Source organism: endosymbiont GvMRE of Glomus versiforme, assembly GCF_003546845.1.
This window is the reverse complement of record NZ_NWVA01000004.1, coordinates 19,274-46,200: the sequence shown is the minus strand read 5'-3', so window position 1 is coordinate 46,200 and position 26,927 is coordinate 19,274. Positions and strand designations below refer to the sequence as shown.

Annotated in this window: 18 protein-coding genes and 1 pseudogene; 9 read left to right on the top strand and 10 right to left on the bottom strand. The window is 32.7% G+C overall.

Annotated elements, in window-relative coordinates; translation table 4 throughout:
- Positions 1-12 precede the first annotated feature (12 nt).
- Complete coding sequence (locus GvMRE_RS08055) at positions 13-243, bottom strand: hypothetical protein (RefSeq protein ID WP_147410697.1); 231 nt, start codon at positions 241-243, stop codon at positions 13-15.
- Positions 222-722, bottom strand: coding sequence for a SprT family zinc-dependent metalloprotease (locus GvMRE_RS08050; RefSeq protein WP_147410696.1), 501 nt, complete (start codon positions 720-722; stop codon positions 222-224). The genes GvMRE_RS08055 and GvMRE_RS08050 overlap by 22 nt, the downstream gene beginning before the upstream one ends.
- Before the next feature lie 11,178 nt (positions 723-11,900).
- Here GvMRE_RS08050 and GvMRE_RS08025 point away from each other — a divergent pair.
- Positions 11,901-12,197: pseudogene (locus GvMRE_RS08025) on the top strand (type II toxin-antitoxin system PemK/MazF family toxin); the annotation flags it as partial.
- Between the two features lie 57 nt (positions 12,198-12,254).
- The gene (locus tag GvMRE_RS13760) at positions 12,255-12,398 is read left to right on the top strand and encodes a hypothetical protein (RefSeq protein ID WP_172575330.1); all 144 of its coding nucleotides are present in this window, start codon (positions 12,255-12,257) and stop codon (positions 12,396-12,398) included.
- A 10-nt stretch (positions 12,399-12,408) separates the two neighbouring features.
- Here GvMRE_RS13760 and GvMRE_RS08020 read toward each other — a convergent pair whose 3' ends face one another.
- From GvMRE_RS08020 to GvMRE_RS13750, 6 genes are read right to left on the bottom strand one after another with little or no spacing between them, the layout of a single operon-like run.
- Positions 12,409-12,783 (bottom strand): hypothetical protein, encoded by a 375-nt coding sequence (locus GvMRE_RS08020; RefSeq protein ID WP_147410690.1) that lies wholly within the window; start codon positions 12,781-12,783, stop codon positions 12,409-12,411.
- Positions 12,767-13,375 carry a ParA family protein gene (locus GvMRE_RS08015; RefSeq protein ID WP_147410689.1) on the bottom strand — a complete coding sequence of 203 codons (609 nt, stop codon included), beginning with the start codon at positions 13,373-13,375 and terminating at the stop codon, positions 12,767-12,769. Before GvMRE_RS08015 ends, GvMRE_RS08020 begins: the two co-directional genes overlap by 17 nt.
- 49 nt (positions 13,376-13,424) lie before the next feature.
- On the bottom strand, positions 13,425-13,619 hold the full coding sequence (locus tag GvMRE_RS08010; protein ID WP_147410688.1) for a hypothetical protein: 195 nt from the start codon (positions 13,617-13,619) through the stop codon (positions 13,425-13,427).
- A gap of 11 nt (positions 13,620-13,630) precedes the next feature.
- Positions 13,631-13,795: a hypothetical protein gene (locus tag GvMRE_RS13755; RefSeq protein WP_172575329.1), complete on the bottom strand. Its 165-nt coding sequence runs from the start codon at positions 13,793-13,795 to the stop codon at positions 13,631-13,633.
- A gap of 33 nt (positions 13,796-13,828) precedes the next feature.
- Positions 13,829-14,254 (bottom strand): HU family DNA-binding protein, encoded by a 426-nt coding sequence (locus GvMRE_RS08005; protein ID WP_147410687.1) that lies wholly within the window; start codon positions 14,252-14,254, stop codon positions 13,829-13,831.
- A gap of 31 nt (positions 14,255-14,285) precedes the next feature.
- On the bottom strand, positions 14,286-14,453 hold the full coding sequence (locus tag GvMRE_RS13750; protein WP_172575328.1) for a hypothetical protein: 168 nt from the start codon (positions 14,451-14,453) through the stop codon (positions 14,286-14,288).
- A 382-nt stretch (positions 14,454-14,835) separates the two neighbouring features.
- Here GvMRE_RS13750 and GvMRE_RS08000 point away from each other — a divergent pair, with 382 nt between their 5' ends.
- From GvMRE_RS08000 to GvMRE_RS07970, 7 genes are all read left to right on the top strand, one after another.
- Positions 14,836-17,892 (top strand): leucine-rich repeat domain-containing protein, encoded by a 3,057-nt coding sequence (locus GvMRE_RS08000; RefSeq protein ID WP_147410686.1) that lies wholly within the window; start codon positions 14,836-14,838, stop codon positions 17,890-17,892.
- Positions 17,893-18,116: 224 nt separating this feature from the next.
- The gene (locus GvMRE_RS07995; protein ID WP_147409586.1) at positions 18,117-18,326 is read left to right on the top strand and encodes a hypothetical protein; all 210 of its coding nucleotides are present in this window, start codon (positions 18,117-18,119) and stop codon (positions 18,324-18,326) included.
- Entirely contained in the window at positions 18,316-18,471 is a 156-nt protein-coding gene (locus GvMRE_RS07990) for a type II toxin-antitoxin system PemK/MazF family toxin (protein ID WP_147409585.1), read from the top strand. The genes GvMRE_RS07995 and GvMRE_RS07990 overlap by 11 nt, the downstream gene beginning before the upstream one ends.
- A gap of 13 nt (positions 18,472-18,484) precedes the next feature.
- Complete coding sequence (locus GvMRE_RS07985; RefSeq protein WP_425451138.1) at positions 18,485-18,715, top strand: type II toxin-antitoxin system PemK/MazF family toxin; 231 nt, start codon at positions 18,485-18,487, stop codon at positions 18,713-18,715.
- Entirely contained in the window at positions 18,708-18,944 is a 237-nt protein-coding gene (locus GvMRE_RS07980) for a hypothetical protein (RefSeq protein WP_147409583.1), read from the top strand. The genes GvMRE_RS07985 and GvMRE_RS07980 overlap by 8 nt, the downstream gene beginning before the upstream one ends.
- Before the next feature lie 5 nt (positions 18,945-18,949).
- Positions 18,950-19,429: a tyrosine-type recombinase/integrase gene (locus tag GvMRE_RS07975; protein ID WP_147410685.1), complete on the top strand. Its 480-nt coding sequence runs from the start codon at positions 18,950-18,952 to the stop codon at positions 19,427-19,429.
- Between the two features lie 92 nt (positions 19,430-19,521).
- Entirely contained in the window at positions 19,522-19,776 is a 255-nt protein-coding gene (locus tag GvMRE_RS07970) for a hypothetical protein (protein WP_147410684.1), read from the top strand.
- 6,379 nt (positions 19,777-26,155) lie between these two features.
- Here GvMRE_RS07970 and GvMRE_RS07960 read toward each other — a convergent pair.
- Both GvMRE_RS07960 and GvMRE_RS07955 read right to left on the bottom strand, forming a co-directional pair.
- Positions 26,156-26,371 carry a hypothetical protein gene (locus GvMRE_RS07960; RefSeq protein WP_147410682.1) on the bottom strand — a complete coding sequence of 72 codons (216 nt, stop codon included), beginning with the start codon at positions 26,369-26,371 and terminating at the stop codon, positions 26,156-26,158.
- Between the two features lie 8 nt (positions 26,372-26,379).
- Positions 26,380-26,859, bottom strand: a complete 480-nt coding sequence (locus tag GvMRE_RS07955) for a hypothetical protein (RefSeq protein WP_147410681.1) — start codon at positions 26,857-26,859, stop codon at positions 26,380-26,382.
- Positions 26,860-26,927 lie beyond the last annotated feature (68 nt).

The following is a 26,927-nucleotide window of genomic DNA, read 5'->3' as shown; positions in this document are numbered from 1 at the left end:
GGTCTGGGGGGTTTAAGCCCAAAATAAAAGTTTAGTATAAGCAATTAATTGACGATAATGTTGTTCCGAAAGAGTGTTTAATTCTTGAACCATTTTGGCTTCTTGGAAATCTCGTTTTGTTAACTCTTGCCAATAGTTTTGCCACTTGTTTCTTTGGTTAGCATCTAAACGATTGTAAAAAGCTAATAGCTCTTGTCTTTCAGATCGTAATTGCTGATTGATTATTGGTTCGTTTCTCATCATGATATAAGTAATTTTACTAATTGTTGGTGACTATATTTCTTTTGGCAATATTGTCATAGATAAGCCGTTAATTCACTATGAGGAGAAGAATGACCTCAATAGATATCTAAATTATGTAAGACAGCATGAGCAATCTCGTGACAAAGCAAATAACTTAAATCTCCTTGAAGAAGTGGCTGGCAATAGGCAGGATTGAAAGTAATTCAGCTTTCATTAGTTAAGGCTCAAGTTAGACCGGCAAATTCTTTTGGCACTCGCTGAAGCAATTCAGCAAATTCTTGTTTTTGCTGCGGATCATTAAGGCTTAAACGAAGAGATTGAGCAATTTGCTGATTATTAGAAATTTCAGTAAACAGTTTTTCGCTATAAAATCCCTTGAAAACTACTTGCTTATAAGGAATAATGTTGAGATAATGACAACCAATTTGATAACAATCTTGGATAAGGTCAAAGAGAGACAATTGGTTTGGGGAGCTCATAGGTAGATTTTAAGTATTTTTGGCGAAATTCACTTAAAAATGGGAGTAAATAGGGCGAAAAGAGGGGATTTTGTATTATTAAAGAGCAGAGCAATGCGACTGGATTTTTTTTTTGCTACTTTTTTTTAAATTGTAAATCATTTACCAGTTTTTACCCCATGCCAATTCAATAAGCGAAAAGAGCAACTACCAAAGAAGAGCAAGGTTTTTCTCCCTTTCCAACCTCTGGTTTTATCAGCTCACCTTTGGAAAAAATTCCTTTTGAAAATTTATTTCTTACTCGAACCCGGAATTCCATAAACTTCTTTTTGAATTATTTGAGCTTGCATCATATCAACTTTATGATTTTCCGGCTTTTTATTATCATTGGTTTTCACTTCATTTTTTCCATAATAAGAAGCTTTACGATACTCAACTATTGCATTTTCTAGTGATTTTAGGTCATTGACAATTCCTCATAGTTCACTACCTTCTTTGCCTTTGTCTAAGTCTTGAACAAGCTTTTCTCGTTCGCTGACTAATTCATCAACATCTATTTCATGGTTATCATCTTTGTCGTATTCCTTTAAAAACTTTTCAATTCTTCTACTTAAATCTTTTATCGATTTGTTTACCGAACCTTCTTCTTTCAACTCATCAATTTCAATCGGAGCAAGTATTCCCAGCAACTCGTGATAATTATCTAAAAAACCATCAGCATCTGCCAAAAAGTCATTTCATTTTTTTCCTTTGGTCTCAAGTTTTCCTCCTATACTGGAAATTGCTAATTCGGTAAAGGGATAAATGGCTAAAATTCCTCCACCAATAGCACCGTAATCCTGAAAGGTTAGGATAGCACCTACTACTGCGGAACCACGACCAATGAATTGAATACCATAAGTTACTCAACGTTCTTTTCGTAGTTCGCCAGGAGATTGTAGTTTGCTTAGTTCACTTGAATTATTTTTTTTCTCACTTGTCAACAAGTCTCTGAGGTTATCGTATCAGTCATTTTCGAATGACTTTTCCCATTTATTAATAAATTGCTTAACATTACCCCGAATGACAAATAATCTTTCCAAAGGAATAATAGAAGCAATCATGTTGTTTTGTTTGTCTACTCGTCATTTATCAAGATCATAATATTTATCATCTTCTTTTCTTTCTTCTATTAGACACCTACTTTTATCTAATTCTTCCATAATTTTGGTTGATTGATGAGGATAATTACTATTACAATAAACTTTTTTACAACTTTCTGGCAAGTACTCCAATCCTTCTCTCAGGTTGGTATTGCTAATGTTTAATTGCTCCAATTTATTCAAACTTTCAAGAGGCTTTAAGCTTCCTTCAAAAGGGCAATTGTTAATATCTAAGTGGGTTAATTCTTTAAAAGAAGTGAATATTCTTAAATCTTGCGAAAGGTTGGGATTATTTTGAATTCGCAATACTTCTAACTTATCAACTGATTGAAGAAGGTTTAAATCACGTAGTGCATTCTGGTCACATCTAAGTCCGATTAACCTTGGACAATCACTTAAATCAAGATTAGTTAATTGATTACTTGAACAATCAAGTTTTTCTAAACTACTAAAACCTTTTAATCTNCATCAGCATCTGCCAAAAAGTCATTTCATTTTTTTCCTTTGGTCTCAAGTTTTCCTCCTATACTGGAAATTGCTAATTCGGTAAAGGGATAAATGGCTAAAATTCCTCCACCAATAGCACCGTAATCCTGAAAGGTTAGGATAGCACCTACTACTGCGGAACCACGACCAATGAATTGAATACCATAAGTTACTCAACGTTCTTTTCGTAGTTCGCCAGGAGATTGTAGTTTGCTTAGTTCACTTGAATTATTTTTTTTCTCACTTGTCAACAAGTCTCTGAGGTTATCGTATCAGTCATTTTCGAGTGACTTTTCCCATTTATTAATAAATTGCTTAACATTACCCCGAATGACAAATAATCTTTCCAAAGGAATGATAGAAGCAATCATGTTGTTTTGTTTGTCTACTCGTCATTTATCAAGATCATAATATTTATCATCTTCTTTTCTTTCTTCTACTAGACACCTACTTTTATCTAATTCTTCCATAATTTTGGTTGATTGATGAGGATAATTACTATTACAATAAACTTTTTTACAACTTTCTGGCAAGTACTCCAATCCTTCTCTCAGGTTGGTATTGCTAATGTTTAATTGTTCCAATTTATTCAAACTTTCAAGAGGCTTTAAGCTTCCTTCAAAAGGGCAATTGTTAATATCTAAGTGGGTTAATTCTTTAAAAGAAGTGAATATTCTTAAATCTTGCGAAAGGTTGGGATTATTTTGAATTCGCAATACTTCTAACTTATCAACTGATTGAAGAAGGTTTAAATCACGTAGTGCATTCTGGTCACATCTAAGTCCGATTAACCTTGGACAATCACTTAAATCAAGATTAGTTAATTGATTACTTGAACAATCAAGTTTTTCTAAACTACTAAAACCTTTTAATCTTAATCCTCCTTTTAAGTTTTGTTGGCTAATATCTAGTTTGGTGATTTCTCCCCTTTCTTTGCACCCATTGTATCATCCATAACTGCCATCTCAACCCTCATCAGTGGTCATTCTTTGACATTCATCTTCTTCCGGATATTCTTTATCCAGCCACTGTTGAGCCGAACTATTAACAAATTCTTCTTGTCAAGTTCTCCAAGACTTTAAAAGATTAGCAAAATCATAATTATTTGGTTCTCCAAATTTTCTTAGTTCTTGTTCAATAGCTTTTACTTTAGCGTCTTTTATTAGATTAGTTGAGCAATGAAATTCTTTTAAACTACTTGGCAAATACTCTATTCCACTATCAATATCAGTATTGTAAATATATAATATTTCCAACTTATTCATATTCTTTAAAGGTTCTAAACTGCCATAAAAACGATTGTAAATATCTTGTGGGGGTTCTCCTTCACCCCAGTTTCCTAAATCTAAATCTTTTAAATTAATTAAGTGGCTTAAAAAAGACAAATTCTGTTGAGGAAAATTATTGTTGCTAATTCATAATTCTTCTAACTGAAAATGATTGGTTAAATCTAAACTAGTTAGTAGATTATTTCAAAAAATAAGCACTTTTAAATTATCACAATTAGTTAGATTAAGTTGAATTATTTGATTATCTCGGCAATCAAGAGAAACTAACTGCTTACAATTGCTAACATTTAAATCAGTTAGGGGAGTTTTCAAACGTCACCCTTCAATTTTTACTTTCTCTAAATTGGAATATTTGGATAAATTTAGTGAACTTCCTTCCAACTTGTAGTCAGTGAGACCTTGGTCTTTTCTTTCTTGATTAATTTTTTTAATGTCAATTACTTTTATTTTCTCTTCTTGGGTGAAATACTTTTGGTTTAAGTATTCTTGGATGTTGACCACGATAATTTAATTTTAGTGCGGGATGCATGAAAAACCAATTAATTTCTCTCAAAAAACTAATGTTGAATCTGATTGCGTGATTAGAAAGATTAAAACTGATATCACCTAAATAATATCCCAATTTAACCTAATTTACATTGTGGACACTACTAACCAAACTGAAAATAATCGAAAATTGTTAAGAAGTAGAAAAACCAGAATTATTAAAAGAAATCCAACTCCATCTAAAAGAGGAAAAATGCAATATTATTCCTCCTTGCCCTTCTTTTTCATTACTTGATTAACAATTACTCCAATTAAAATAATTCCCGTTAGTGGACCAGCAATAATCGCTACTTTGAATAAAGTTGATTTCTTTTGTCATCAATTTTCTTGTTTTTGGTCTTGGGTTTGCAGTTTTTTCTCTTTTAGATTTTCTAAATGCTTAACAGCAATTTTTACTTGTTGATTAAGAGATGCTACTTGAGCTACTAATTTCTCAGTTTGAATTTGTTTTAACTCATTATATAAATATCCTATTTCTTTATTATACTCTCTCTTGCTTAATGCCTGGTCGATTTTTTTTAATATTTGCTTGGCTTTATCCAAGTTAACTTTTTTCTCTTCTTCATTAGTAGTAGTAGTAGTAGTAGTAGTAGTAGTAGTAGTAGTAGTAGTAGTAGTANCGCTATCAATATCAGTATTGTAAATATACAATATTTCCAACTTATTCATATTCTTTAAAGGTTCTAAACTGCCATAAAAACGATTGTAAATATCTTGTGGAGGTTCTCCTTCACCCCAGTTTCCTAAATCTAAATCTTTTAAATTAATTAAGTGGCTTAAAAAAGACAAATTCTGTTGAGGAAAATTATTGTTGCTAATTCATAATTCTTCTAACTGAAAATGATTGGTTAAATCTAAACTAGTTAGTAGATTATTTCAAAAAATAAGCACTTTTAAATTATCACAATTGGTTAGATTGAGTTGAATTATTTGATTATCTCGGCAATCAAGAGAAACTAACTGCTTACAATTGCTAACATTTAAATCAGTTAAGGGAGTTTTCAAACGTCACCCTTCAATTTTTACTTTCTCTAAATTGGGATATTTAGATAAATTTAGTGAACTTCCTTCCAACTTGTAGTCAGTGAGACCTTGGTCTTTTCTTTCTTGATTAATTTTTTTAATGTCAATTACTTTTATTTTCTCTTCTTGGGTGAAATACTTTTGGTTTAAGTATTCTTGGATGTTGACCACGATAATTTAATTTTAGTGCGGGATGCATGAAAAAACCAATTAATTTCTCTCAAAAAACTAATGTTGAATCTGATTGCGTGATTAGAAAGATTAAAACTGATATCACCTAAATATATCCCAATTTAACCTAATTTACACCAATTGTGGACACTACTAACCAAACTGAAAATAATCGAAAATTGTTAAGAAGTAGAAAAACCAGAATTATTAAAAGAAATCCAACTCCATCTAAAAGAGGAAAAATGCAATATTATTCCTCCTTGCCCTTCTTTTTCATTACTTGATTAACAATTAACCCAATTAAAATAATTCCTGTTAGTGGACCAGCAATAATCGCTACTTTGAATAAAGTTGATTTCTTTTGTCATCAATTTTCTTGTTTTTGGTCTCGGATTTGTAGTTTTTTCTCTTTTAGATTTTCTAGATGCTTAACAGCAATTTTTACTTGTTGATTAAGAGATGCTACTTGAGCTACTAATTTCTCAGTTTGAATTTGTTTTAACTCATTATATAAATATCCTATTTCTTTATTATACTCTCTCTTGCTTAATGCTTGGTCGATTTTTTTTAATATTTGTTTGGCTTTATCTAAGTTAACTTTTTTCTCTTCTTCATTAGTAGTAGTAGTAGTAGTAGAAATTTCCGTGAAAATATTATCTACTATGCTTGAATCTATATTTTGTATATCTAATTCTTGAACAATTTGTTCTCCTTGGGAAATAGATGGAGTATCTTCTGGTTTCTTTGGATAGTCGGTTGGAACAGGAGGTTTTTGGTCTTTATCTTTACCATCAGTAGGAGAATAATAAGGAGATGGGGTTGGAGATGGGGTTGGAGATGGGGTTGGAGATGGGGTTGGAGATGGGGTTGGAGATGGGGTTGGAGATGGGGTCGGAGATGGGGTCGGAGATGGGGTCGGACCACCACCCACAACAATGTGTTCAGCAAGAGCAATATTTCGACTCTTAACAAAGGGATAGTGCTGACGAGTTATCCCATTATGAACAAGGGTAACAAAACGTGGATTAGAGGAATCATAAGCATTCAACTCATTTGGATAAACCCAACCATTATTGTAAATTAAACACAATTCATCCACATCAAATGCTTTGCCGTGGAAACCCACAGTAGTAACAAAGTCCAAATTAAGAGGATTAGCAAAATTAACATAAATATCTTTGAGAATAAATTGCGGATCGAATATATTTCCAGCATCAGATTCTACCATTCCGTTATCAGCATCATCTTTGTCCTTTACATCTTCTAGGTCTCAACCGTTATCATAGGCACTTCTCGCATTGTTAGGCTCCATATGTTTTTCACGCAATCAAGGAACAGCTTTTTGTTTTTTTTTCTCCTCCCTTTCTGTGTAAAAACCAAGTTCAAAAAATTTATCGTCAACTCAGTCATGATTAGAACCTAAAACACCACTTCGGGCTACGAAAAACTCCTCTGCGTATAAACTTTCAAATCTATTGAAAACATTTGTCGCTACATTGTTTAAGTGATTGTTTATTACGGTTCAGGCTTTTCCTTTATCACTATTAGCATTATTGTTATGTTCTTCTCAAAAACTATCAATTTTTTTATAATTATCTAGTTGAAAAATTCTAATCTCTTTTTTTATTATATCAAAATTATTCCAATAAATTAAAGGTACTCGACCACCATTTCTCGTTTCGTTTCTGATAGTGCGAAGATGACTTAGTAATGTCGCTGCTTCTTCAATAGAATTAACAGTGTTTAGGTTAACATCATTAATTATATTTATTTCATTAATAGTTAAAGCCAATTGTCCTTTTAAAGTATTATCAGTTGGATGAGACCATTGAGTATTGGTTAAAGGGTCTATTTCTAAGAATTTATTTTCAAAAGAATGACGAATATTAAGAATAGTTGTGGCATCAGCATTGCCTTCTTTAACTCTAACTGTTCCGCCGTAAACTCATCCTTTTACTCATTTTACTTGCTCCGGAGTTCAGTAGTTATCAGCAGCTTTACGGGCTTTTTCAGCAGGAATACCAGTGGCTTTTCACTCATCAATTAAGTCATTAGTTGCTGCGTTGTTAATGGCAGGTGGGGCAGCTCCAGGGACATCACTGTGGTTAGTTTGGTTACGAAAAACTGGGTGGTAAGTGGCAAAACCGCTTCGGGTATTAATAGCATTCCGTAAAACAGTATTGAGTGCGTCTTGTTGTAAGCCAACTGGTAATTCAGCATCAGCCAAAGCCCCAATTCTTTGGGCAATGCTTCCGTCAACTGTGTTTACTCTTCGTAATTGTTCTAGTGTTGTGGTTGGATTAGCAATAAGAACTAACAGAGCATTAGCATTGTCAATTTGGGTTTTGCTGTGTGTTAACGGATTAATGTTATCTTGGGCTGCTTGACCGTGAGAAGCATAAGTAAAGGTGTGAGTAGCAGCATTTAAAGCGGTAATTCGTCCGTTCGCTGTGGCAGCGTCTCCGTTATTATCTCTTAAATCTCGTCACCCTTTACGATGAGCGTTATCAGCTTCGCTGTTGTGAGTTCCCACCCCTCGGATTGGATTTAAACCGCTTGCTTTTCATCCGCCTTGGATATCGTTACCTCTAATAATATTTCCGCCGTTTCCTTCTGGATTGGCAAAGAAAGCATTTCAAATGTCATCGCTTCGGGTATTAATAGCATTCCGTAAAACAGTATTGAGTGCGTCTTGTTGTAAGCCAACTGGTAATTCAGCATCAGCCAAAGCCCCAATTCTTTGGGCAATGCTTCCGTCAACTGTGTTTACTCTTCGTAATTGTTCTAGTGTTGTGGTTGGATTAGCAATAAGAACTAACAGAGCATTAGCATTGTCAATTTGGGTTTTGCTGTGTGTTAACGGATTAATGTTATCTTGGGCTGCTTGACCGTGAGAAGCATAAGTAAAGGTGTGAGTAGCAGCATTTAAAGCGGTAATTCGTCCGTTCGCTGTGGCAGCGTCTCCGTTATTATCTCTTAAATCTCGTCACCCTTTACGATGAGCGTTATCAGCTTCGCTGTTGTGAGTTCCCACCCCTCGGATTGGATTTAAACCGCTTGCTTTTCATCCGCCTTGGATATCGTTACCTCTAATAATATTTCCGCCGTTTCCTTCTGGATTGGCAAAGAAAGCATTTCAAATGTCATCGCTTCGGGTATTAAGAATAGTTGTAGCATCAGCATTGCCTTCTTTAACTCTAACTGTTCCACCTCAAATTAATCCTCTTACTCATTTTACTTGTTCTGGGGTTCAGTAGTTATCAGCAGCTTTACGGGCTTTTTCAGCAGGAATACCAGTGGCTTTTCACTTATTAATTAAGTCATTAGTTGCTGCGTTGTTAATGGCAGGTGGGGCAGCTCCAGGGACATTGCTGTGGTTAGTTTGGTTACGAAAAGCTGGGTGGTAATTAGAACTAATTACTTCTTCTTTTATTCATTCTCTTATACTTTCAGCATATGAAAATAATTCTCCTCCTTCATAATTTTCAAGATTTAAGGTAAATCTATCATCGTATTTCTTGAATCTTTTAAAATCATTAATAACTTCTTCTCATGCTTCATCATCTTTTCCTTTTCGTCGCTCAGGCTTTTCATTTAATCAGATTTTAAATTGCTCTCAATCAAAAGTTATTTTTCCCTCTAACTTTTTCTTTCTCGCTTTTAAAATTCTTAAATTATTACCTAAATTTCCGCTGTGATGAATGTTGTAACACCAAGTATTTCAGGCTCAACTTTTAATTTTATTATTTCCATCTTGATAATTTTCTAAAAATTTAATATACTGGTTGATTTTTATTAGGTCATCTGAAGAACTTATCCTTTGTTCCTCAATTTCTCTTTTTATATTTTCTAATTCTTCTACTTCTCGGGTTCATTCATTTCCTCCTCCAAGTTCAATATCTCTAAAAGCATCTTCAAGATTAATTTTTAAAATCGGTTTTCTCTTATCAACGTAAAACGGCATATCCTGAACTGCTTCAGCCTCTTCTTTTATAGTCCAGTTTATTGAACCTCTACTCTCTAATTTCCTAAAATTTTCTAAAAATTCAATTCTGCTTTGCCTACCTACTTCTTCACGAGTAAGAGGATTATTAATTCTTTTTTCATTTCAATTCAATCCCTTAATAGTAATTTCTCTACCTCAATTAAGAGCCGAAAAAATTCCCGGTTCTACTCTTCCTCCCGGACTTTCAGTTTGTTGAGATAAAAGCAGTTCGTTTCAGGACGAATTTTTCAATTTTTCTACTACTGGTTTTTCCAAAAGCAAATAATCAACTTTTTTTTCTAGATATTTACTAAATAATTCTTCTCCTTGTTTTTCTATTTCAAACAATAACCTTCCTCCTTTTTTGTCTTCAATAACTTTCAATAGAATAAAGGATATATCTACTTCTAATTGCGGCGGACCTTCAACACACAAAACGTCTCTTCCTAAATCTTTTAAAAGAACTTCGTCTATTTCTAATCTAACTTCTTCGCCTTTTCTACCTTCTTGATTTTCTATTAATTTTCTTTCTGTAATAAATTCTTTCGGAATTAATAAAGTATTATATTTTTTTCCTCCTTGAAAAGGTGTTCCATTTTTATAATTAAAAACAATGCCACCTCGTGAATTAGGACCACCTGAATCGGATTTTAGTGAAATATTTCAATTTTTTCCTCCNTTATTATCTCTTAAATCTCGTCACCCTTTACGATGAGCGTTATCAGCTTCGCTGTTGTGAGTTCCCACCCCTCGGATTGGATTTAAACCGCTTGCTTTTCATCCGCCTTGGATATCGTTACCTCTAATAATATTTCCGCCGTTTCCTTCTGGATTGGCAAAGAAAGCATTTCAAATGTCATCGCTTCGGGTATTAAGAATAGTTGTAGCATCAGCATTGCCTTCTTTAACTCTAACTGTTCCACCTCAAATTAATCCTCTTACTCATTTTACTTGTTCTGGGGTTCAGTAGTTATCAGCAGCTTTACGAGCTTTTTCAGCAGGAATACCAGTGGCTTTTCACTCATTAATTAAGTCATTAGTTGCTGCGTTGTTAATGGCAGGTGGGGCAGCTCCAGGGACATTGCTGTGGTTAGTTTGGTTACGAAAAGCTGGGTGGTAATTAGAACTAATTACTTCTTCTTTTATTCATTCTCTTATACTTTCAGCATATGAAAATAATTCTCCTCCTTCATAATTTTCAAGATTTAAGGTAAATCTATCATCGTATTTCTTGAATCTTTTAAAATCATTAATAACTTCTTCTCATGCTTCATCATCTTTTCCTTTTCGTCGCTCAGGCTTTTCATTTAATCAGATTTTAAATTGCTCTCAATCAAAAGTTATTTTTCCCTCTAACTTTTTCTTTCTCGCTTTTAAAATTCTTAAATTATTACCTAAATTTCCGCTGTGATGAATGTTGTAACACCAAGTATTTCAGGCTCAACTTTTAATTTTATTATTTCCATCTTGATAATTTTCTAAAAATTTAATATACTGGTTGATTTTTATTAGGTCATCTGAAGAACTTATCCTTTGTTCCTCAATTTCTCTTTTTATATTTTCTAATTCTTCTACTTCTCGGGTTCATTCATTTCCTCCTCCAAGTTCAATATCTCTAAAAGCATCTTCAAGATTAATTTTTAAAATCGGTTTTCTCTTATCAACGTAAAACGGCATATCCTGAACTGCTTCAGCCTCTTCTTTTATAGTCCAGTTTATTGAACCTCTACTCTCTAATTTCCTAAAATTTTCTAAAAATTCAATTCTGCTTTGCCTACCTACTTCTTCACGAGTAAGAGGATTATTAATTCTTTTTTCATTTCAATTCAATCCCTTAATAGTAATTTCTCTACCTCAATTAAGAGCCGAAAAAATTCCCGGTTCTACTCTTCCTCCCGGACTTTCAGTTTGTTGAGATAAAAGCAGTTCGTTTCAGGACGAATTTTTCAATTTTTCTACTACTGGTTTTTCCAAAAGCAAATAATCAACTTTTTTTTCTAGATATTTACTAAATAATTCTTCTCCTTGTTTTTCTATTTCAAACAATAACCTTCCTCCTTTTTTGTCTTCAATAACTTTCAATAGAATAAAGGATATATCTACTTCTAATTGCGGCGGACCTTCAACACACAAAACGTCTCTTCCTAAATCTTTTAAAAGAACTTCGTCTATTTCTAATCTAACTTCTTCGCCTTTTCTACCTTCTTGATTTTCTATTAATTTTCTTTCTGTAATAAATTCTTTCGGAATTAATAAAGTATTATATTTTTTTCCTCCTTGAAAAGGTGTTCCATTTTTATAATTAAAAACAATGCCACCTCGTGAATTAGGACCACCTGAATCGGATTTTAGTGAAATATTTCAATTTTTTCCTCCTAATTCCCCCCCTCCTGCAAAACTTCTTACTGTAAAATTTAAAACTACTTTCATATTACTATAATTTATTTTTATAGTAGAGAGAGAGAGAGAGAGAGAGAGAGAGAGAGAGAAATTTGGAAAAAGATAAAGTTTAAGGTTTATTCTTTAATTTCTAACAAAGTATCAAGTAGTAGTTTCTAATAACCAACAGAATGCTAAAAAAAATGTGATTGTTATTGTTCCCTTAACTAGCAAAATCAAAAAAATTTATCCTTTCCAAGTTAGCACTTTTTTTCAAGGCAAACCAGGCAAAGCCAAATGCGAACAAGTGCGAGCAATTACTATTGAACGATTTAGGAAAAAATTGGGACAATTGAGCGAAAAAGAAATAAATGAAATTGAGGAAAAGTTAGTTTTTGTTTTGAATCTGGAACGCTTAATTAAAAGGAAAGTTCAAATGATAGTTCAAAAGTATTTAAAGTTGAGTGGATTGTAAGCTAAATGAGTAATAGCAAAGGACAAAGTCTTGCGATTGTTCGGTAAAATTACTATTATGAATAAAAAAGAAATAGTTACTCCTATTATGTGTGATACTTGTAAAAGTAAAAAAACAGAGCCGTTAGATTTATTTGGAAATAAATTTTGCGAACACTTTCCAAGTGAAAGTTTTAAGAGAGCAGTATCAGAATATAAATAAAAATGCCTTTCTAACCCTTCCCCAACCTCTCCAAATAAACCCGTAAACTCTCCTCAATAATGGCGGTTCTCTGACCTTCCGGTAAAGAATAATAAAAATTAAGCAAACTAGGATTTAAAGAAAATCGCACGGTGATTTCTCTCTTGGGAACAAATTTGTCTCTTTCAGTAAGGTTAAGGTCTATTTCTCCTTGCTGATAAGCCATTAAACTTTGCCGAATTAGTTCTGATAAAGAGCGATAAGTATAATTGTTTCTCGTCCATTGAGATTTAAGCATATTCTCCGCTTGCTGGCATAAATGAGCGTTTAAAGCAAAGGTGATACGAATGGAGCGGTTAAGCTGTTTTACTTCCTCAACGTTAATTCGTTTAGTGATTTTTCTCATAATGGTTAAATAGAAATTGAAAAGTTTCTTGGGCTTGCTGGCTCTCTTTTTGCGTAAAAAAGTTTGTTGGACTGCCATTTAAGAGAGAGCCATACAAAGCCGGACGTTGGGATAGAGGAGACAATACTGTTCCTGCTTTCATGTCTCGTCTCGTCTCGTTTAATTGTTTAAGACCTTCGCGTTGTTCTTTGGTTTTTTGGTAGCGGTTGGGGAGAAAGTAAACTTTTTTTTGTTGCTCTTTTGGTAAAGACTGAAATCAAGGAATAATTACTTGTAAATCAACATAGTGGGGAACAAAAGGAACTAATATTATGTTGGCTTGTTTAATATGAGTTAAATAGCCGCCACTTACTCCGGCGGTATCAGTGATTTGGTAATCTACTGGCGGGGGAGACGAGACGGGACGTTTTTCTTGTAAGCAGTTATTAACCCAGGCTTGGAGGGCTTGGTTAGGGTCAGTATCAATTAATTGGACTTTTTTGTTTTGGTGATTTAAATATTCGGCTAGTAAAGCGGCAATGGTAGTTTTACCTGTGCCACCTTTATTACCAGTGATTACTATTTTAGTTAGAGGCATGACGAGACGAGACATTATTATATAATTATAGTTTTAATGATAGATAACTTTACTAATAATTATTTTAATCTTCCAATTCTTCCCAAGTTGCTAAGGGTTTATACATAGTAAAAAAATGCTTATCTAATGTTTTTTTGATATTTTTATAAGTTGTAGACTCATACATTTTTCTTTTTAGAGAATACAACAATTCATTATTTATTGTGCCTTCGGAAGTTGCCTTTTTGGCTTCTCCTTTTTGTTTGTAGTATTCAGTCATTAATAATGCCTCTAACTCTCTTTTAATTCTTTTTTATCTGAGCGAAAAAGATTTATCTCAGGACAATTTGGATAAGTGTCGTCTTTATCTTGTCTTAGATAAGAAGCATACTCCTCATTAATAAAATCTCTAACTTCTTGTAAACAAATTTGAACTTCGGGGATTTCCTCATTCATAGCTATTTTTTACTGGTTTGCTTGGAAAATTACCTATTTCTTTTTACTAACCTTAGCAGGCTTTCAAAACCCCTTACTAACCTTAAAACTAACTTTATTAGTAGGTTTAGCACTTTTGGCTAATTGCTGTTTTTTGCTTTGGCAATCTTTGCAATTTCTAGTGTCTCGCACTAAATTCTTAAACTTGTCTGATTTAGCAAAAAAGGTAATACCTTTACCTTTATTGGCTTGTTTGAAATCATTAATGGCTTTTTCATGTTTGCCGCAATTCTTACTACCTTTGGGTTTGGCAAGGCTTCTCTTAATGGAAAAATAATTTTTAAAGTTAATATTCTCACCCTGAATTAGTTTTTGCTTGGCGACTTCTAAGAAAGCATTTAATACTTTTTTGGTGGTATCCTCACTGTTGATTTTACTTTTTTTGTTTACTTCTTTACTTATTTGTTGAATTCCTAACATAATAAGAGTTTTTACTTTCTTTTCTTTGGTTTTATTGCGTTAGTTTTGGAGTAGTTAAAATTCATCATCGCCCAAACAATCCTTTTCGTCTTGTTTCCCCGATACCTAAATTAATCCCTACGGGTAATTCTCCTTCTACGGACAGAAGTCTTTTAAATAATTTGTCTAATCAAAAGTCGCAGTTTTTGGTCTTCTCCATTTTTAACAACTTCTTAACTTAAACTCACCACTAATTAATGCTAATTATGATAATCTAGCAACCAATTTTTATATTCACAAAAGCATTTTTGCCTATGATTTTTGACGGAAATTTTTCCTTGGTTAGTTTTTGCTTTGTTGGCTGGAATCTTGCCCACATTATTTTGCTTTCTATTTAATTAATCGCAAAACTTTTTTTACCCACTTAATTTTAAGCAAATTCTCTTTATTTTTTTCTTTTTCGCAAATTATAACTGCCTTGCCTTTTTCCTTTCTTTGGCATTAAGAATTAAGCCATTTCTCGCTTTTCTAAAATTGCTTTTTTTGGTTGTTTTTTTAGAAAGTTAAGTTAAAGTTGATTTACAAGAATAGGAAAATAAATAATGACTGAAAATTGAGAAAGTATTCACAAGGATTTTAAATATGAATATTACCAGAAATTATGAATAGAACAAGGCTTTAACTACCAATTTACTCAAGAATGAAAAGAAACTTTAGGAAAAGGATTTAAACCTGAAAGCGATTGAGCTTTTTGTGTTTGATTAAGGGACGAAAAACACTTGTCTTCTCATGAAGTTCAACAACAAGGAAATTTAGAAATTTTAAAAACAGAATACCAGAAGGTTTGGACTGATACCCATCCTGATTTTGCTGAAAAAGAATATTCTGGTAGTAAAACCAACCAGCAACACTGAGAAGAAGCGGGCTTGACTTATCAAGATGCACAAGCATGAATTTTAATTAACTTTGGGCCAAATGATCATTGAGTAGTTAAAGATTGAAAATACCATAGTTTTACTCCTCAGCAAGTTCAAGACTGAAAAGATATTGGCTTAGATGAAGATAACTATGAATTTGCTGTTTATTTAAGATATAAAGGCCATCAACCTAGTCCAGATTTAAATTTAGAAAAATTAGAAAAAGAATTTCACATTGTTCAAAATTATTTAGATACTATTTTTCCTAAAAAAAAAAGAGAAGAAATAGCAAAATTAGATATTAGCAGAAAAAATCTCACCGGGAGCTTAGATTTAAATGATTTTGTTAATTTAGAGAGGTTAAATTGTTCAGATAATCAACTTTCTCACTTATATCTAACTAATTATAATAAACTTATTGAGATTAAATGTTCTAGCAATAAATTGAAAGCTATAAACTTTCCTGAGCAAGTTGAAAAATTAACCATCTTAGACATTAGGAATAATAACTTTCCTAAACAAGATCTATCTTTATTTAGTCATTTGGTTAATTTAAAAGAACTAAAAATTGGTAATGACCATCGAGCCAAAACCAAACAGGGCATTTATAATCGTTTTAGTGGTTCTTTGAAGCCTTTGCAGAATTTGAGTCAATTATATGAACTTGATATTAGCAATACCGATATCGATAGTGGTTTAGAATATTTACCTGATGGTGTTGAAGATTTTTGATGTTCAACAAAAAAAATGCCAGATGCTAAAGTAAAAGCTATTAAAGAAGAATGAGAATATTTCAACAAAGATCTAAAAAAATGTAAAGAATTTAATGGTTCTGCTCGAAAATGATTAGATGAAAAGTATTCTGAAAAAAAAAGAAAAGAACAAAATGAATTAAACATCAGTTATGAAGAAATTAACAAATATGAAAAAGAAGAAAACAAAAAAATAAAACTAAAGGGTGGATTAAGACTAAAAGGATTTACTAATTTAAAAAGATTAAATTGTTCAAATCATCAATTAACTGACCTTGATTTAAGTGATTGTTATAGCTTAATTAAGTTTAAGTGTGAGGGCAACGAGCTTAAAGATTTAAATTTTCTCAAGCCTCTTGCCAAATTAGAAGAACTTCGAGTCCAAAATAACCAAAAACTTTCTGACAAAAACCTGAATTTCTCAATTCCTCTCATTAACTTAGAAGAATTAGACCTTAGTGATTGTTCTCTAAAGGGAAGTTTAAAACCTCTTGAAAATCTAACTAAACTGGAACTATTAAATATCAGTAACACTGATATTAAAGAAGGATTAGAATATTTACCGGAAAGTGTTAAAAACTTCTACTGTGAACTTGATTATCAATACGGTTCAGTAGAGATTGCTAAGGAACTCAGTAAGTTTTCTGAAGGAACTAATGAAGAATCAGGTCATACTAAATATAATCTCGACAAATGAAGAACAGACAAAGCCAATCACCTTACTGCTTCCGCCGCTCCCTTAGAAAGATTATTTGTAATCAGAGGCAATTTTAAACAATTCATCAATAAATGAAGAAAACCAGCTAATGATGATTGATTTGATAAACTAGAAAAGTTCATTACTAAGCAAAAAGACCAATCAACAGACCCTGAACTAAATAACGAACTAAGTCAGCTCCAGTCTCCCAAAGAACTCTGAAGAAACCGTTGAGCCATCTACGGCACCCAATTCGTTGGTCGCGGTGCTGCAGCAGTTGGTGCATTTTTAACTTTTCAAGATCAAGGCACTATTGGAGGAGGTATTTTAGCTGTTTATCCTTTTGCCGAACTAATAGTTTCCAATCTTGATGAAAGATTGAGAGGCAAAGAGAATAAATGAAATGAATTTTTGACTGATATTGATGTTTTTTTAGATAATTATCATGAATTGCTAGCTGTAACTAAATCCATTAAAATTGGTGAATTAGGGAAAATAAATAAAGCTTTTAAAAATTTACAGGAAAAAGTTGATGTCTTTTTAGAAGAACACGATCAATCAGATGAAAATGGAATAAAGAACGGAGAAATAGATCTAGAAGAATTAGTTGTCAAAAGAATAGAATTAGCCCAAAGCTTAGATAATAAAGAAAGTAAACTTTGAGAAATAGTAAATGCTATGCAGAGTTTAGAAAGTCAAGTAATTGCTTATCGACAAGGAGTAGATATTGAAGAAGTAGTTCTTGATAAACAAAAATCTCAACTAATCCAAAAAACTAAAACAGACGAATACTCTAAACAACCAAACGTCTTTCACAACTGAAAAGACAAAATCAAACAAACTACAACTAATTGGGGGAACTGAATTAATTCTAAAACCAAGGGTCCAAAAGCAAAAGACGCAGAAGAGATTTCAGAAGCAACTCAAGAATGATTTATAATTTTCCCGAACTTGAATCCGCAAGAAGACTTAGGTTTTATTCTTTGACTAAGAGATAAAAAAAGCCAAGAAATTGAAAACTTTGCTAATCCCCGATGAATAAAAGAAAAAATTGCCACTGAAGAACTAGAACTCAATGAACTAAGGAAAGAATATCAAGAAGAACTAACAAGCAAAGCAAGAATTATTATTAACATTGATAACGAGCAAGGAAGTAGCACTGCTTCTTTGATTTCTTCCCGAGCCGACCTTTTAAATAGATTTCAGCAAGAAGAAATAGAATTACAAAATCAACAACAAGCCCAAATCATCCAACTCCAACCTTTTGGTATCCCTGGATCCTCTAAAAAATAATCGCCGTGCCTACTCAACCAACTGAATTCCAACAACTAAACACCAACCTTGTATTCTTATGGTCGCAAATTAAACATCCCTACTACTTAATTTAGCAAAAAGAATTACATATTTTTCACCTAATCGCAATTTTGTGGCAAACTAGATTAAAATATTTAGTTATTAACAACCAAAGTTAAAAAATTAGTGGCAAGAAAAAAGAAAAGAGTGTAAAAAATAATATTATGACTGAATTAAGACAAATTGATAACGAAAAATTGCTTCAAGAATTAAGATACCGAGTAGAACACCACGAAATTGATGAAAGAGAATTAGAAAAAGCTTTAGAAGAAATAAAATGACGCATTAGTTGTCGTTTAGCTAATCAGGATAAAGAGCGAGATAAAGAATTGGCCGCTTGGGACGCCGTAGAAACAGAAATTGATGACGAGTAAAAAGCGAACATTTAAGCGAGGAGAAATTTACTGAGTAGATTTTAGCAAATTAAAAGGTGATGATGCTTCTTCAGGAAGTGAAATAAACGGTAAAAAAAGACCTGCTCTCATTATCTCTAACAATTGGTATAATGTAAGAATATAAAAGAGTAAGTGTTTTAGTGATGTCTTCTAAAATAAAAAATATTCGTCATTTTGAGATACATTTAGGGAAAGTAGTTGACAATGATCCTAAGAAAAAAGAGAGCAAAGTCATGTGTGACCAAATTCGTAGTATTGATAAAAGAAAGTTAAAGGAAAAAGGCGGGAAATTAACAAAAGAGCAAATGGAAGAAATCGAAACAATGTTAAAAAGATTTTTAGTTTTGGAGGAATTTAATTATGAATAAATGCGGTGATTTCGCTCCTTGCTCTGAATGCCAAGAGAAAGGTCATTTAGAATGTTGTGATGAATGTCAAAGGAGTTTGTGCATGAATTGCTTAGGGCTTTATCATGGCAGTGAATATTTGTTTTGTCAAAGTTGTTTCGATAAGAAAAACAACGAAGAAAAAGCAATCATGATGGGCGAGAAGAAAGGAGAAATTATACTTCACAGGTTGAAAGGAGTAAATAAGTAAACAATATGAAAACTAAAAAACCTCTCACCATCCTTCCTACTAATCAACTCCTTAACCAAATTTGAGATTATTTACTAACTAGACCTAATAAAAAAGGTGAAACCAAAAAAGCGGAGCATGAATGCTTGTTTTTACTTTGCTGAAAAGCCGGACTAAGAATTAGCGAAGCCATTAGTTTTGACTTAAATCTAGAACACGGAGAAACAGAATACAAAGGCTTATATTTACTTCGCGGCAAAAGACAAAAAGAGAGATGAGTATATATTTCACCCGAAATAGTTAAAGAATTAAAAAAAAGAGGATGGAAATCCCAACAAGTTAATCGGGTTAGTTTTTTTGATTTCTTGCAGCAAGTTAAGAAAGAACTAAACATCCCTGAACGCACAGAACTGGTTCCTCATACTCTCCGGCGTTGTTTTGCTACTTATAATGCTTTAAATGGAATGCCTTTACCAGTAACAATGAAGAAGTTACCTCGTGAGTAGAAACTGCTGGCAAAGCAAACAAAAAAGAAACTATCCAAAATCAGGAAAAGTTAAAAAAAGAACTTCCGGAAAAAGTGCAAATACTTACTAGCTTGCTTGCAAAAGAGACTGGAAAGAATTGAACCTTTCGCATTGATTCTCAACCTTTTTCTATTTATCTAGAATGCTCGAAAAAGCCGCATTTAAGATTTTTAATCAGCAATTTTGCTAAAAATCAAGTAGTTTTAGATAGTAATCCTGCTCTTAATCATTTAAAGAATATTTATGTTGATTTAGCTAAAATTGACCTCTATTATTTGCTGAAAGATATTGAGGAAAGAATTAAAGTTATTGAGAGATTAAATTAGTCTTTTTAAGTATTTTTGCTTTTACTTTTAGCGATATTTAGAGAGGGAGAGCTAATTCATTTTAGGTAACTGACCATTTTGTTTCTTACTTATCCTCTGAATATCTCCTATACTTCTTTTGAAAACTATTTCATTGTTTTTCATTAAATTGGTTTTTGTGCATGGCTATTCACTGTTCAGTTAAAGATTGAATCTGCTGTAAATTCTCTTGAATAGTTTGGCTAAGTTCGGCTGAATAGCCAAGATTTTGAAGTTTTTTTAAATTAGTGAAAAATTGATTAATCAAGGCTTTAATTTGTTGAGGAGGTGAAACAATTTGGGTTTTGCTGATCTGACTTGTCTTGCCATTTAATCAATAATATAAAGCCCCAATTCCGACTGCGGTGCCAGCCACTCCCAAAGTGACAGGGAGAACGGTTTTTCATTCGCTAGTTTTTTGTTGCGTAGTAAAAGAAGTATTATTTAAATTAGCCTTTTTAAGAGTTTTTTTCTCGGCAATATGAGCCGCTACTTGTTGTTGATAAGTTGCTAACTCGGTCAGAGGTTTTTGGTGAACTTCCTTGGCAAAATGGGAAAATGAACTATCTAAATCATAAACTTTTAATTCAGAGCCAAGTAAACTATTCAAATTATTAATCACCGCTCTTCTAGTTTGCCATAAAATGTCATTTTGGATTTCTTTTTTAAGTTCAGGAATTTTCTCAATAGGAGTATTTTCAATCACTTCTTTTCACTCTTGACCCTGAATTTTTTGCGGTTCAATATTTTCTTCAATTTGTCGGGCAATATCTAAGTGATTAAGTTGGATTTCTTGGATAGTTTTAGTTTGAATAACTTGGGTTAGTTTTTCCTCTAATTGAGTTTGATATTCGTAATAAACTTGCTTTTTGGCTGGGTCTTTTTCTTCAAAAAGGGCAGTGATTTTCTTTTCAGCAGTTTCTAATGGAGGAATTTGTTGGCTTTCAATGGCTTTTTGGGCTTGATTTAAAATGTTTTTAATAATTTCTACTGGAGATTTGGGAGCCATAAAGTTTTCGGCTATAACTGTTCCTCCACCGGAATAATCACCACCACCGGGAGCCGAAAAAGTAGCAGTGGTAGTTTCGGCTGTAAAACTGGAACTGCTTTGACTGGTATTTTCAGTTTGATTAGTGGTTTTTTCTTCGGTAGTGTGAGAAGAGTAAGAATTTGTTGACTCAGAAGAAGCAGAGAAGTTGCTATTTGGAGTATATTCATTTTGTCTGCTCCTTTCTCGTTCAGTTCTTTCTCGGGCCAAACGTTCGGCTTCTTGCTCTTGTCTTTCTTGTTCTCTTCTTTCACTTTCAGTTTGTTCTTGCCTTTGCCTTTCTTGTTCGGTTTGCTCTTGTCGTTGATTATCTTCTTCGGCTTCATGGTTAGAACTTTCTTGTTGAGTTGCTGCTTCGGCGACTTTGGCTTGGTCGATTAAAGTTTTTAACTCTTCAATAATTTTAGCAATTTCTTTTCCGGTAGTTTGGCTTTTAATTTGTTCTTTTCAGTCGGCTCCTAAAATTTCTTCACAACTCTTTTCATTAATTTTTCCCTCAGAATTGGCTTTAAGTTCTCAATATTGCTCGATATGAGAAATGGCTATCAATTGTTTCTCGGTAATTTCTAACTCATCGCTANTGTCATTTTGGATTTCTTTTTTAAGTTCAGGAATTTTCTCAATAGGAGTATTTTCAATCACTTCTTTTCACTCTTGACCCTGAATTTTTTGCGGTTCAATATTTTCTTCAATTTGTCGGGCAATATCTAAGTGATTAAGTTGGATTTCTTGGATAGTTTTAGTTTGAATAACTTGGGTTAGTTTTTCCTCTAATTGAGTTTGATATTCGTAATAAACTTGCTTTTTGGCTGGGTCTTTTTCTTCAAAAAGGGCAGTGATTTTCTTTTCAGCAGTTTCTAATGGAGGAATTTGTTGGCTTTCAATGGCTTTTTGGGCTTGATTTAAAATGTTTTTAATAATTTCTACTGGAGATTTGGGAGCCATAAAGTTTTCGGCTATAACTGTTCCTCCACCGGAATAATCACCACCACCGGGAGCCGAAAAAGTAGCAGTGGTAGTTTCGGCTGTAAAACTGGAACTGCTTTGACTGGTATTTTCAGTTTGATTAGTGGTTTTTTCTTCGGTAGTGTGAGAAGAGTAAGAATTTGTTGACTCAGAAGAAGCAGAGAAGTTGCTATTTGGAGTATATTCATTTTGTCTGCTCCTTTCTCGTTCAGTTCTTTCTCGGGCCAAACGTTCGGCTTCTTGCTCTTGTCTTTCTTGTTCTCTTCTTTCACTTTCAGTTTGTTCTTGCCTTTGCCTTTCTTGTTCGGTTTGCTCTTGTCGTTGATTATCTTCTTCGGCTTCATGGTTAGAACTTTCTTGTTGAGTTGCTGCTTCGGCGACTTTGGCTTGGTCGATTAAAGTTTTTAACTCTTCAATAATTTTAGCAATTTCTTTTCCGGTAGTTTGGCTTTTAATTTGTTCTTTTCAGTCGGCTCCTAAAATTTCTTCACAACTCTTTTCATTAATTTTTCCCTCAGAATTGGCTTTAAGTTCTCAATATTGCTCGATATGAGAAATGGCTATCAATTGTTTCTCGGTAATTTCTAACTCATCGCTAAATAGTACTTTGTCTATCATTAGGAACGTAGCGAAGAGTTTTAAATATTGAAAAAAAGCGGCTTGTTGGCTTTTTTCCGAGTTTCCTTCATAATGGTAATCATTGGGAGTTAATCCTCCTCTTTCTTCTCCTTGTGATTTAGTTGGATGTTTTCACTCTTCATAGTTGGTATTTCGTCCACGATATTGTGGCTTTTTCTTGGGTTCTGAATGAGGTTGTTGATTTTGGTCATTAGTTAAGCCTATTTTTCTTAATTTTTCTAGTATTTCAGTGCTGTTGGAGTTTAATAAACTAGCCAAACGTTCCACGAGGGCGTTATTTAACTTAAATTGCGGGTATTTTTCTATTCTTAATTTGTACTCTTCATAATAGTTAGCAATTATTTTAAATATCTCTTCTGCTTGGGCGTCATTATTTTTATCAGGGTGTCATTGTAGAGTTAGATTACGTCAAACTTTGCTTATTTTTTTTAGGTCATTACCAGGCTGTTTAGGATTAATTGGTGGGTTGTTTATAATTAACGGTTCTTGTGGTTCATCATTAACAGTTTCGAGAGTGGTTAAAATATTCTTGGGGTTTGCTTTTTCCGGTTGAGGAGTAGGATAATTTTGCTCTGGTGGTCAATCATTAGCCCCGCATTGGTTTATGAAAGGATTAGAGAAATTAGGCAGACAAATATCAGAATTTAAGCCCTTTGTTTCAGGTAAAGCAGGTTGGTTTACTGGATTTTGTTGATATTGATTAACTAAATAATAAGTTCCAAGTAAAAAGAAAGTAGTGGCTGTTTTTGGATTTCTTCCCGCTCATTTTGCTGTTTTTAAAGCATAATTGAGGGGAGTGCTGACTAGTTTTTTTCCTTTATTAATTGCTTGTGATAAATAACTAGGTTGGGGTTTGGAATTTTCATTATTTTCTTCTGGTTGGATATTTATAATTACTTCTTCGGGTCGGATTTGTTGGCTTTCTTGGTTATTTTGTTTTTCCAAAGCATCATAAAATATTTCTTGTGGCTCTTCTGTTTCTTCTTGGGCGTCTTCTCACACTTCATTTCCGTTATCAGAAAAGTCTTCTTCATTCTGGCTTTCTAAGCATTGTTGTTCATTTCTTAACTGTGATAAAGGGATATAAATTTCACTTTCGGAATCACTGGTTTCGTCCTCACTATAAATTTCTTCTCTTTCGTTACTTTTTTTGTCAATATCAATGAAAACAGAATTAGTAGGAGTATCAACGTCTCAACCTGAAAAATAACCAGAATCTTCTCTCAAAACAATGTTTTCATCGTTTTCTGTTTCTGAGCCTGATAAAATTTCTTCATCTGATTCGAACTCCCTAATATTAATCGCACTTTCTTCACTTTCAGAATAATCTGCTGAACTTTCCTCAATTTCGTCTTCAACTTCTAAAATTGTTTCTTGTGCTATTAATTCTATTTCATGACCCTCATCTTCATCAAAATCAATTTTTAAGGTTTTTGGTAAATCATCATAAATTAATGAACTTTTATCTACTTTTAATTTATAAACAAAATCTTTTTGTAAGTTCCTTATGCTCAACTTTTCCCCAAAACTAGGTAATTCATTAATTATATTAAATTGAAGATGGTTAACTTCTAAATCTTGGTCTTGGCTAGGATAAACTTCATAAGTAAAAGTATTTTCTCCTTCAAAAGGGTCTATTTTTACTGATTTTACTTGAAATTCAATAGTGATTGGTTGGTTTTCTTCTAATTCTGCTTCTGAATTATGTTGGTTTTTGTTTTTAGTTTTGCCATTTAGATAATACATTAACAAAGCTCCTGGAACTATTTCAACAAATTTTTGGGCAACAGAAGTCTCCTGCTTTTGTTGAATATGCTGCTCGTGAAATTCCCGAACAATTTTAAATATTTTGGTGGCTCGGGCTTCACCTAATCCATTAATTTTAGATTTATCAGGATGAATATCTAATCAAAGTTTTTTTAAATCTTTCCTGCTACCTTTGGTTAAAATGCTAATTATGTCATTAATTTTATCTAATGAAAGTCCATTATTAATCAAAGATTTTTTAACTTCTCTTAGGGCTTGTTTTCCGGTCTTATTAAACGATAGAGTTTGTTGATTACTAATTTTATCTTGACGAACTTCTTCTATTGCTCGGAAAATTTTTCCTATTTTTTGGCTTTTTGTCAATGAATAATCACTATCCTTTACTCAGTCTTGTCAAGTTTGATTTTCGTTGATGATTGTTCCTAATTCTTTTTCCAAATTAGTTTTTATTTCCAAGTCGCTAACTTGTTGAGTAATATCTTGGCTAGTTAAATTTTGAGTGGTAATGATTTCATTTATGATTTTATTTTCTGCTTTTTCTTTTTCGTCGGTGTATTTCTTTCAAGTTAGTCCTTTTTTGTAATCCTCTTGGGCTTTTTGGTCGCTTAAATGAGGAGATATTAAAGTTTCAAGGAAATGCTTGCTTTGGTCTTTTGGGGGAAGATTAGAAGTTAGAGTTTCAAGCGAATATTCACCAACGGCAACACTTGCGGGAATTAGCCATTCTTTCGGGCTTGGTGAAAAACTATTGCTTATTGGGTCGACAAATTGAGCAGCAGCCTCCATAATGCTAGGAACTATGTTTTGGGAATGGCTAGCGATAACTTGGGAAGTATCTAATCCTTGACGAAAAGAATTTAGATATCCCAAAAGACCTGGAACCTCTTTAAAGGCTATACTCATGGAGCGAGTTATAATTGGCTCTCGGCTATTAGAATGCATAAATTGCCAAAGCGACGGGCAAAGTTCCATGGCTTGACGCATGCCCCGAGTTTGAACTCGACTGTCAGTTGAATTAATGGCATTCTGAATAACTAAAATTCTAAGAATTCATTTTGCTAAATTATTTTTTAAGTGATAATTAGGATTAGGGATTTTAGATATTGATTTTTCGTTTCTTTCCTCTTGTTGAGAGTTGTCAATTTCTTCTATTTTTGCTTTTTCTGCTTGGTCTGAATCTTCGTTAATCAGTCTTTCTCATGTCTTTTTTCAGTTTCCAATTAAACCATTAATTTCCTCTAATCTGTCATTTATTTTCTTCTTATATTCTTCGCTAATGCTTGGTTTTTCTTGTCAATCTTTCAAATTGTCAGTTATAAGTTGTCATGCTTCAATAATGTCTTCGCTTGACATTTCTGAATCTTCTGGCTTGTAATTTAGCAAATTATCTAATTCGTCCCTTTGCTTTTCTTGTCGAGTTTCTTCCTTATCAATTTTCTTTATTAAATTATCACAAATAAGGTTAATTTCGTCTTTTATTGATTGAGAAATATTGTTAAATCGTTTTGTTTCTTTAGCGATTTTCTTAATAAACTTGTCTTTGGTAAACTTACCTAACTTTTTTTCTCAATTATTTCCTAAAATTTGTTCTTGGCTAGTCTGGTAAAATCAATAAATATTTTCTCATCTTTCTTCAATTTTTTTGATGGCGTTGTTAACAATTGTTTTTATTTGTTTTTTTATTTTTTGTTCGTTAGTTGTTGAATTTTCATTATACCCATAATAATTACCATAGCCATAGTTGCTTTTAGGCTTGATTTTAGGAAAGTAATTATCTTGGCGACTGGAACCAAAATTATTTTGATGAGGAGGGGCAGAAAAGGTAGAATTAGGTAAACCTATACCCTCCTCATTTTTATTTTTACTTAAATTCCTCTCTCTCTCTCTCTCTCTGCTTATGTCAAATTTAGTTGCTTTTGGTTTGGTATGTTCGGGCATAAATTATTGTTTGTTGTTCTCCTTAATAGTTTTGTGTGTGTGTGTGTGTGTGTGTGTGTGTGTTTTTTTTTTTACACCCATATAATCACTTAAAACTCTTTCTACTAATTCCACTACTTCGCATCTTTCTTCTAAGGCAGTTTGTTTGACTTTTCAGAAAAAGTTTTCATGGACTTTAAGCCCTCAGGGTTTGGTTCTTTTATGATTAGTTTTCGTCATTACTTTTATTATGAAATATTACACTTAAATCTAGGAGGAACTTCTACTACTCTCGCTTCTGTTTCTGAATTAACAATCACTTCGCTTTCACTTACTTCTTCACCGGGCAATATGAGTTCAATCGGTGAACTAAATCGAACAGTAAATAAATCAGGATAATTGTTGACTTTCACCTTATAACTTTCTAATTGTGAACACCCTGAAAGGTCTAGTTTAATTAATCCAGGACTTTTTGCCACTAGCAACAAACGTAGTTCAGGATTATTACTTAAAACTAACTCGGTTAAAGAGCTTTTTAAATGACTAGAATTAATCCTTAATTGTTCTAAATGAGAATAAGCACTCAAATCTAATCTTCCACCTTCTATATCTTTTAATTCATTAAATAAACTTTCTGTTTCTGGCTTCTTTGCTAATTGAACACTAATATCAATTTTCTTAGCAGTATCTTGGTCATAATTTTTTTCTATAAATTTTTGCAATGTCATATATATATTTTTAGACATATAGATGAAAATATTATTAAATAATTATTTCTTCCAAAGCTTGCTAAAAA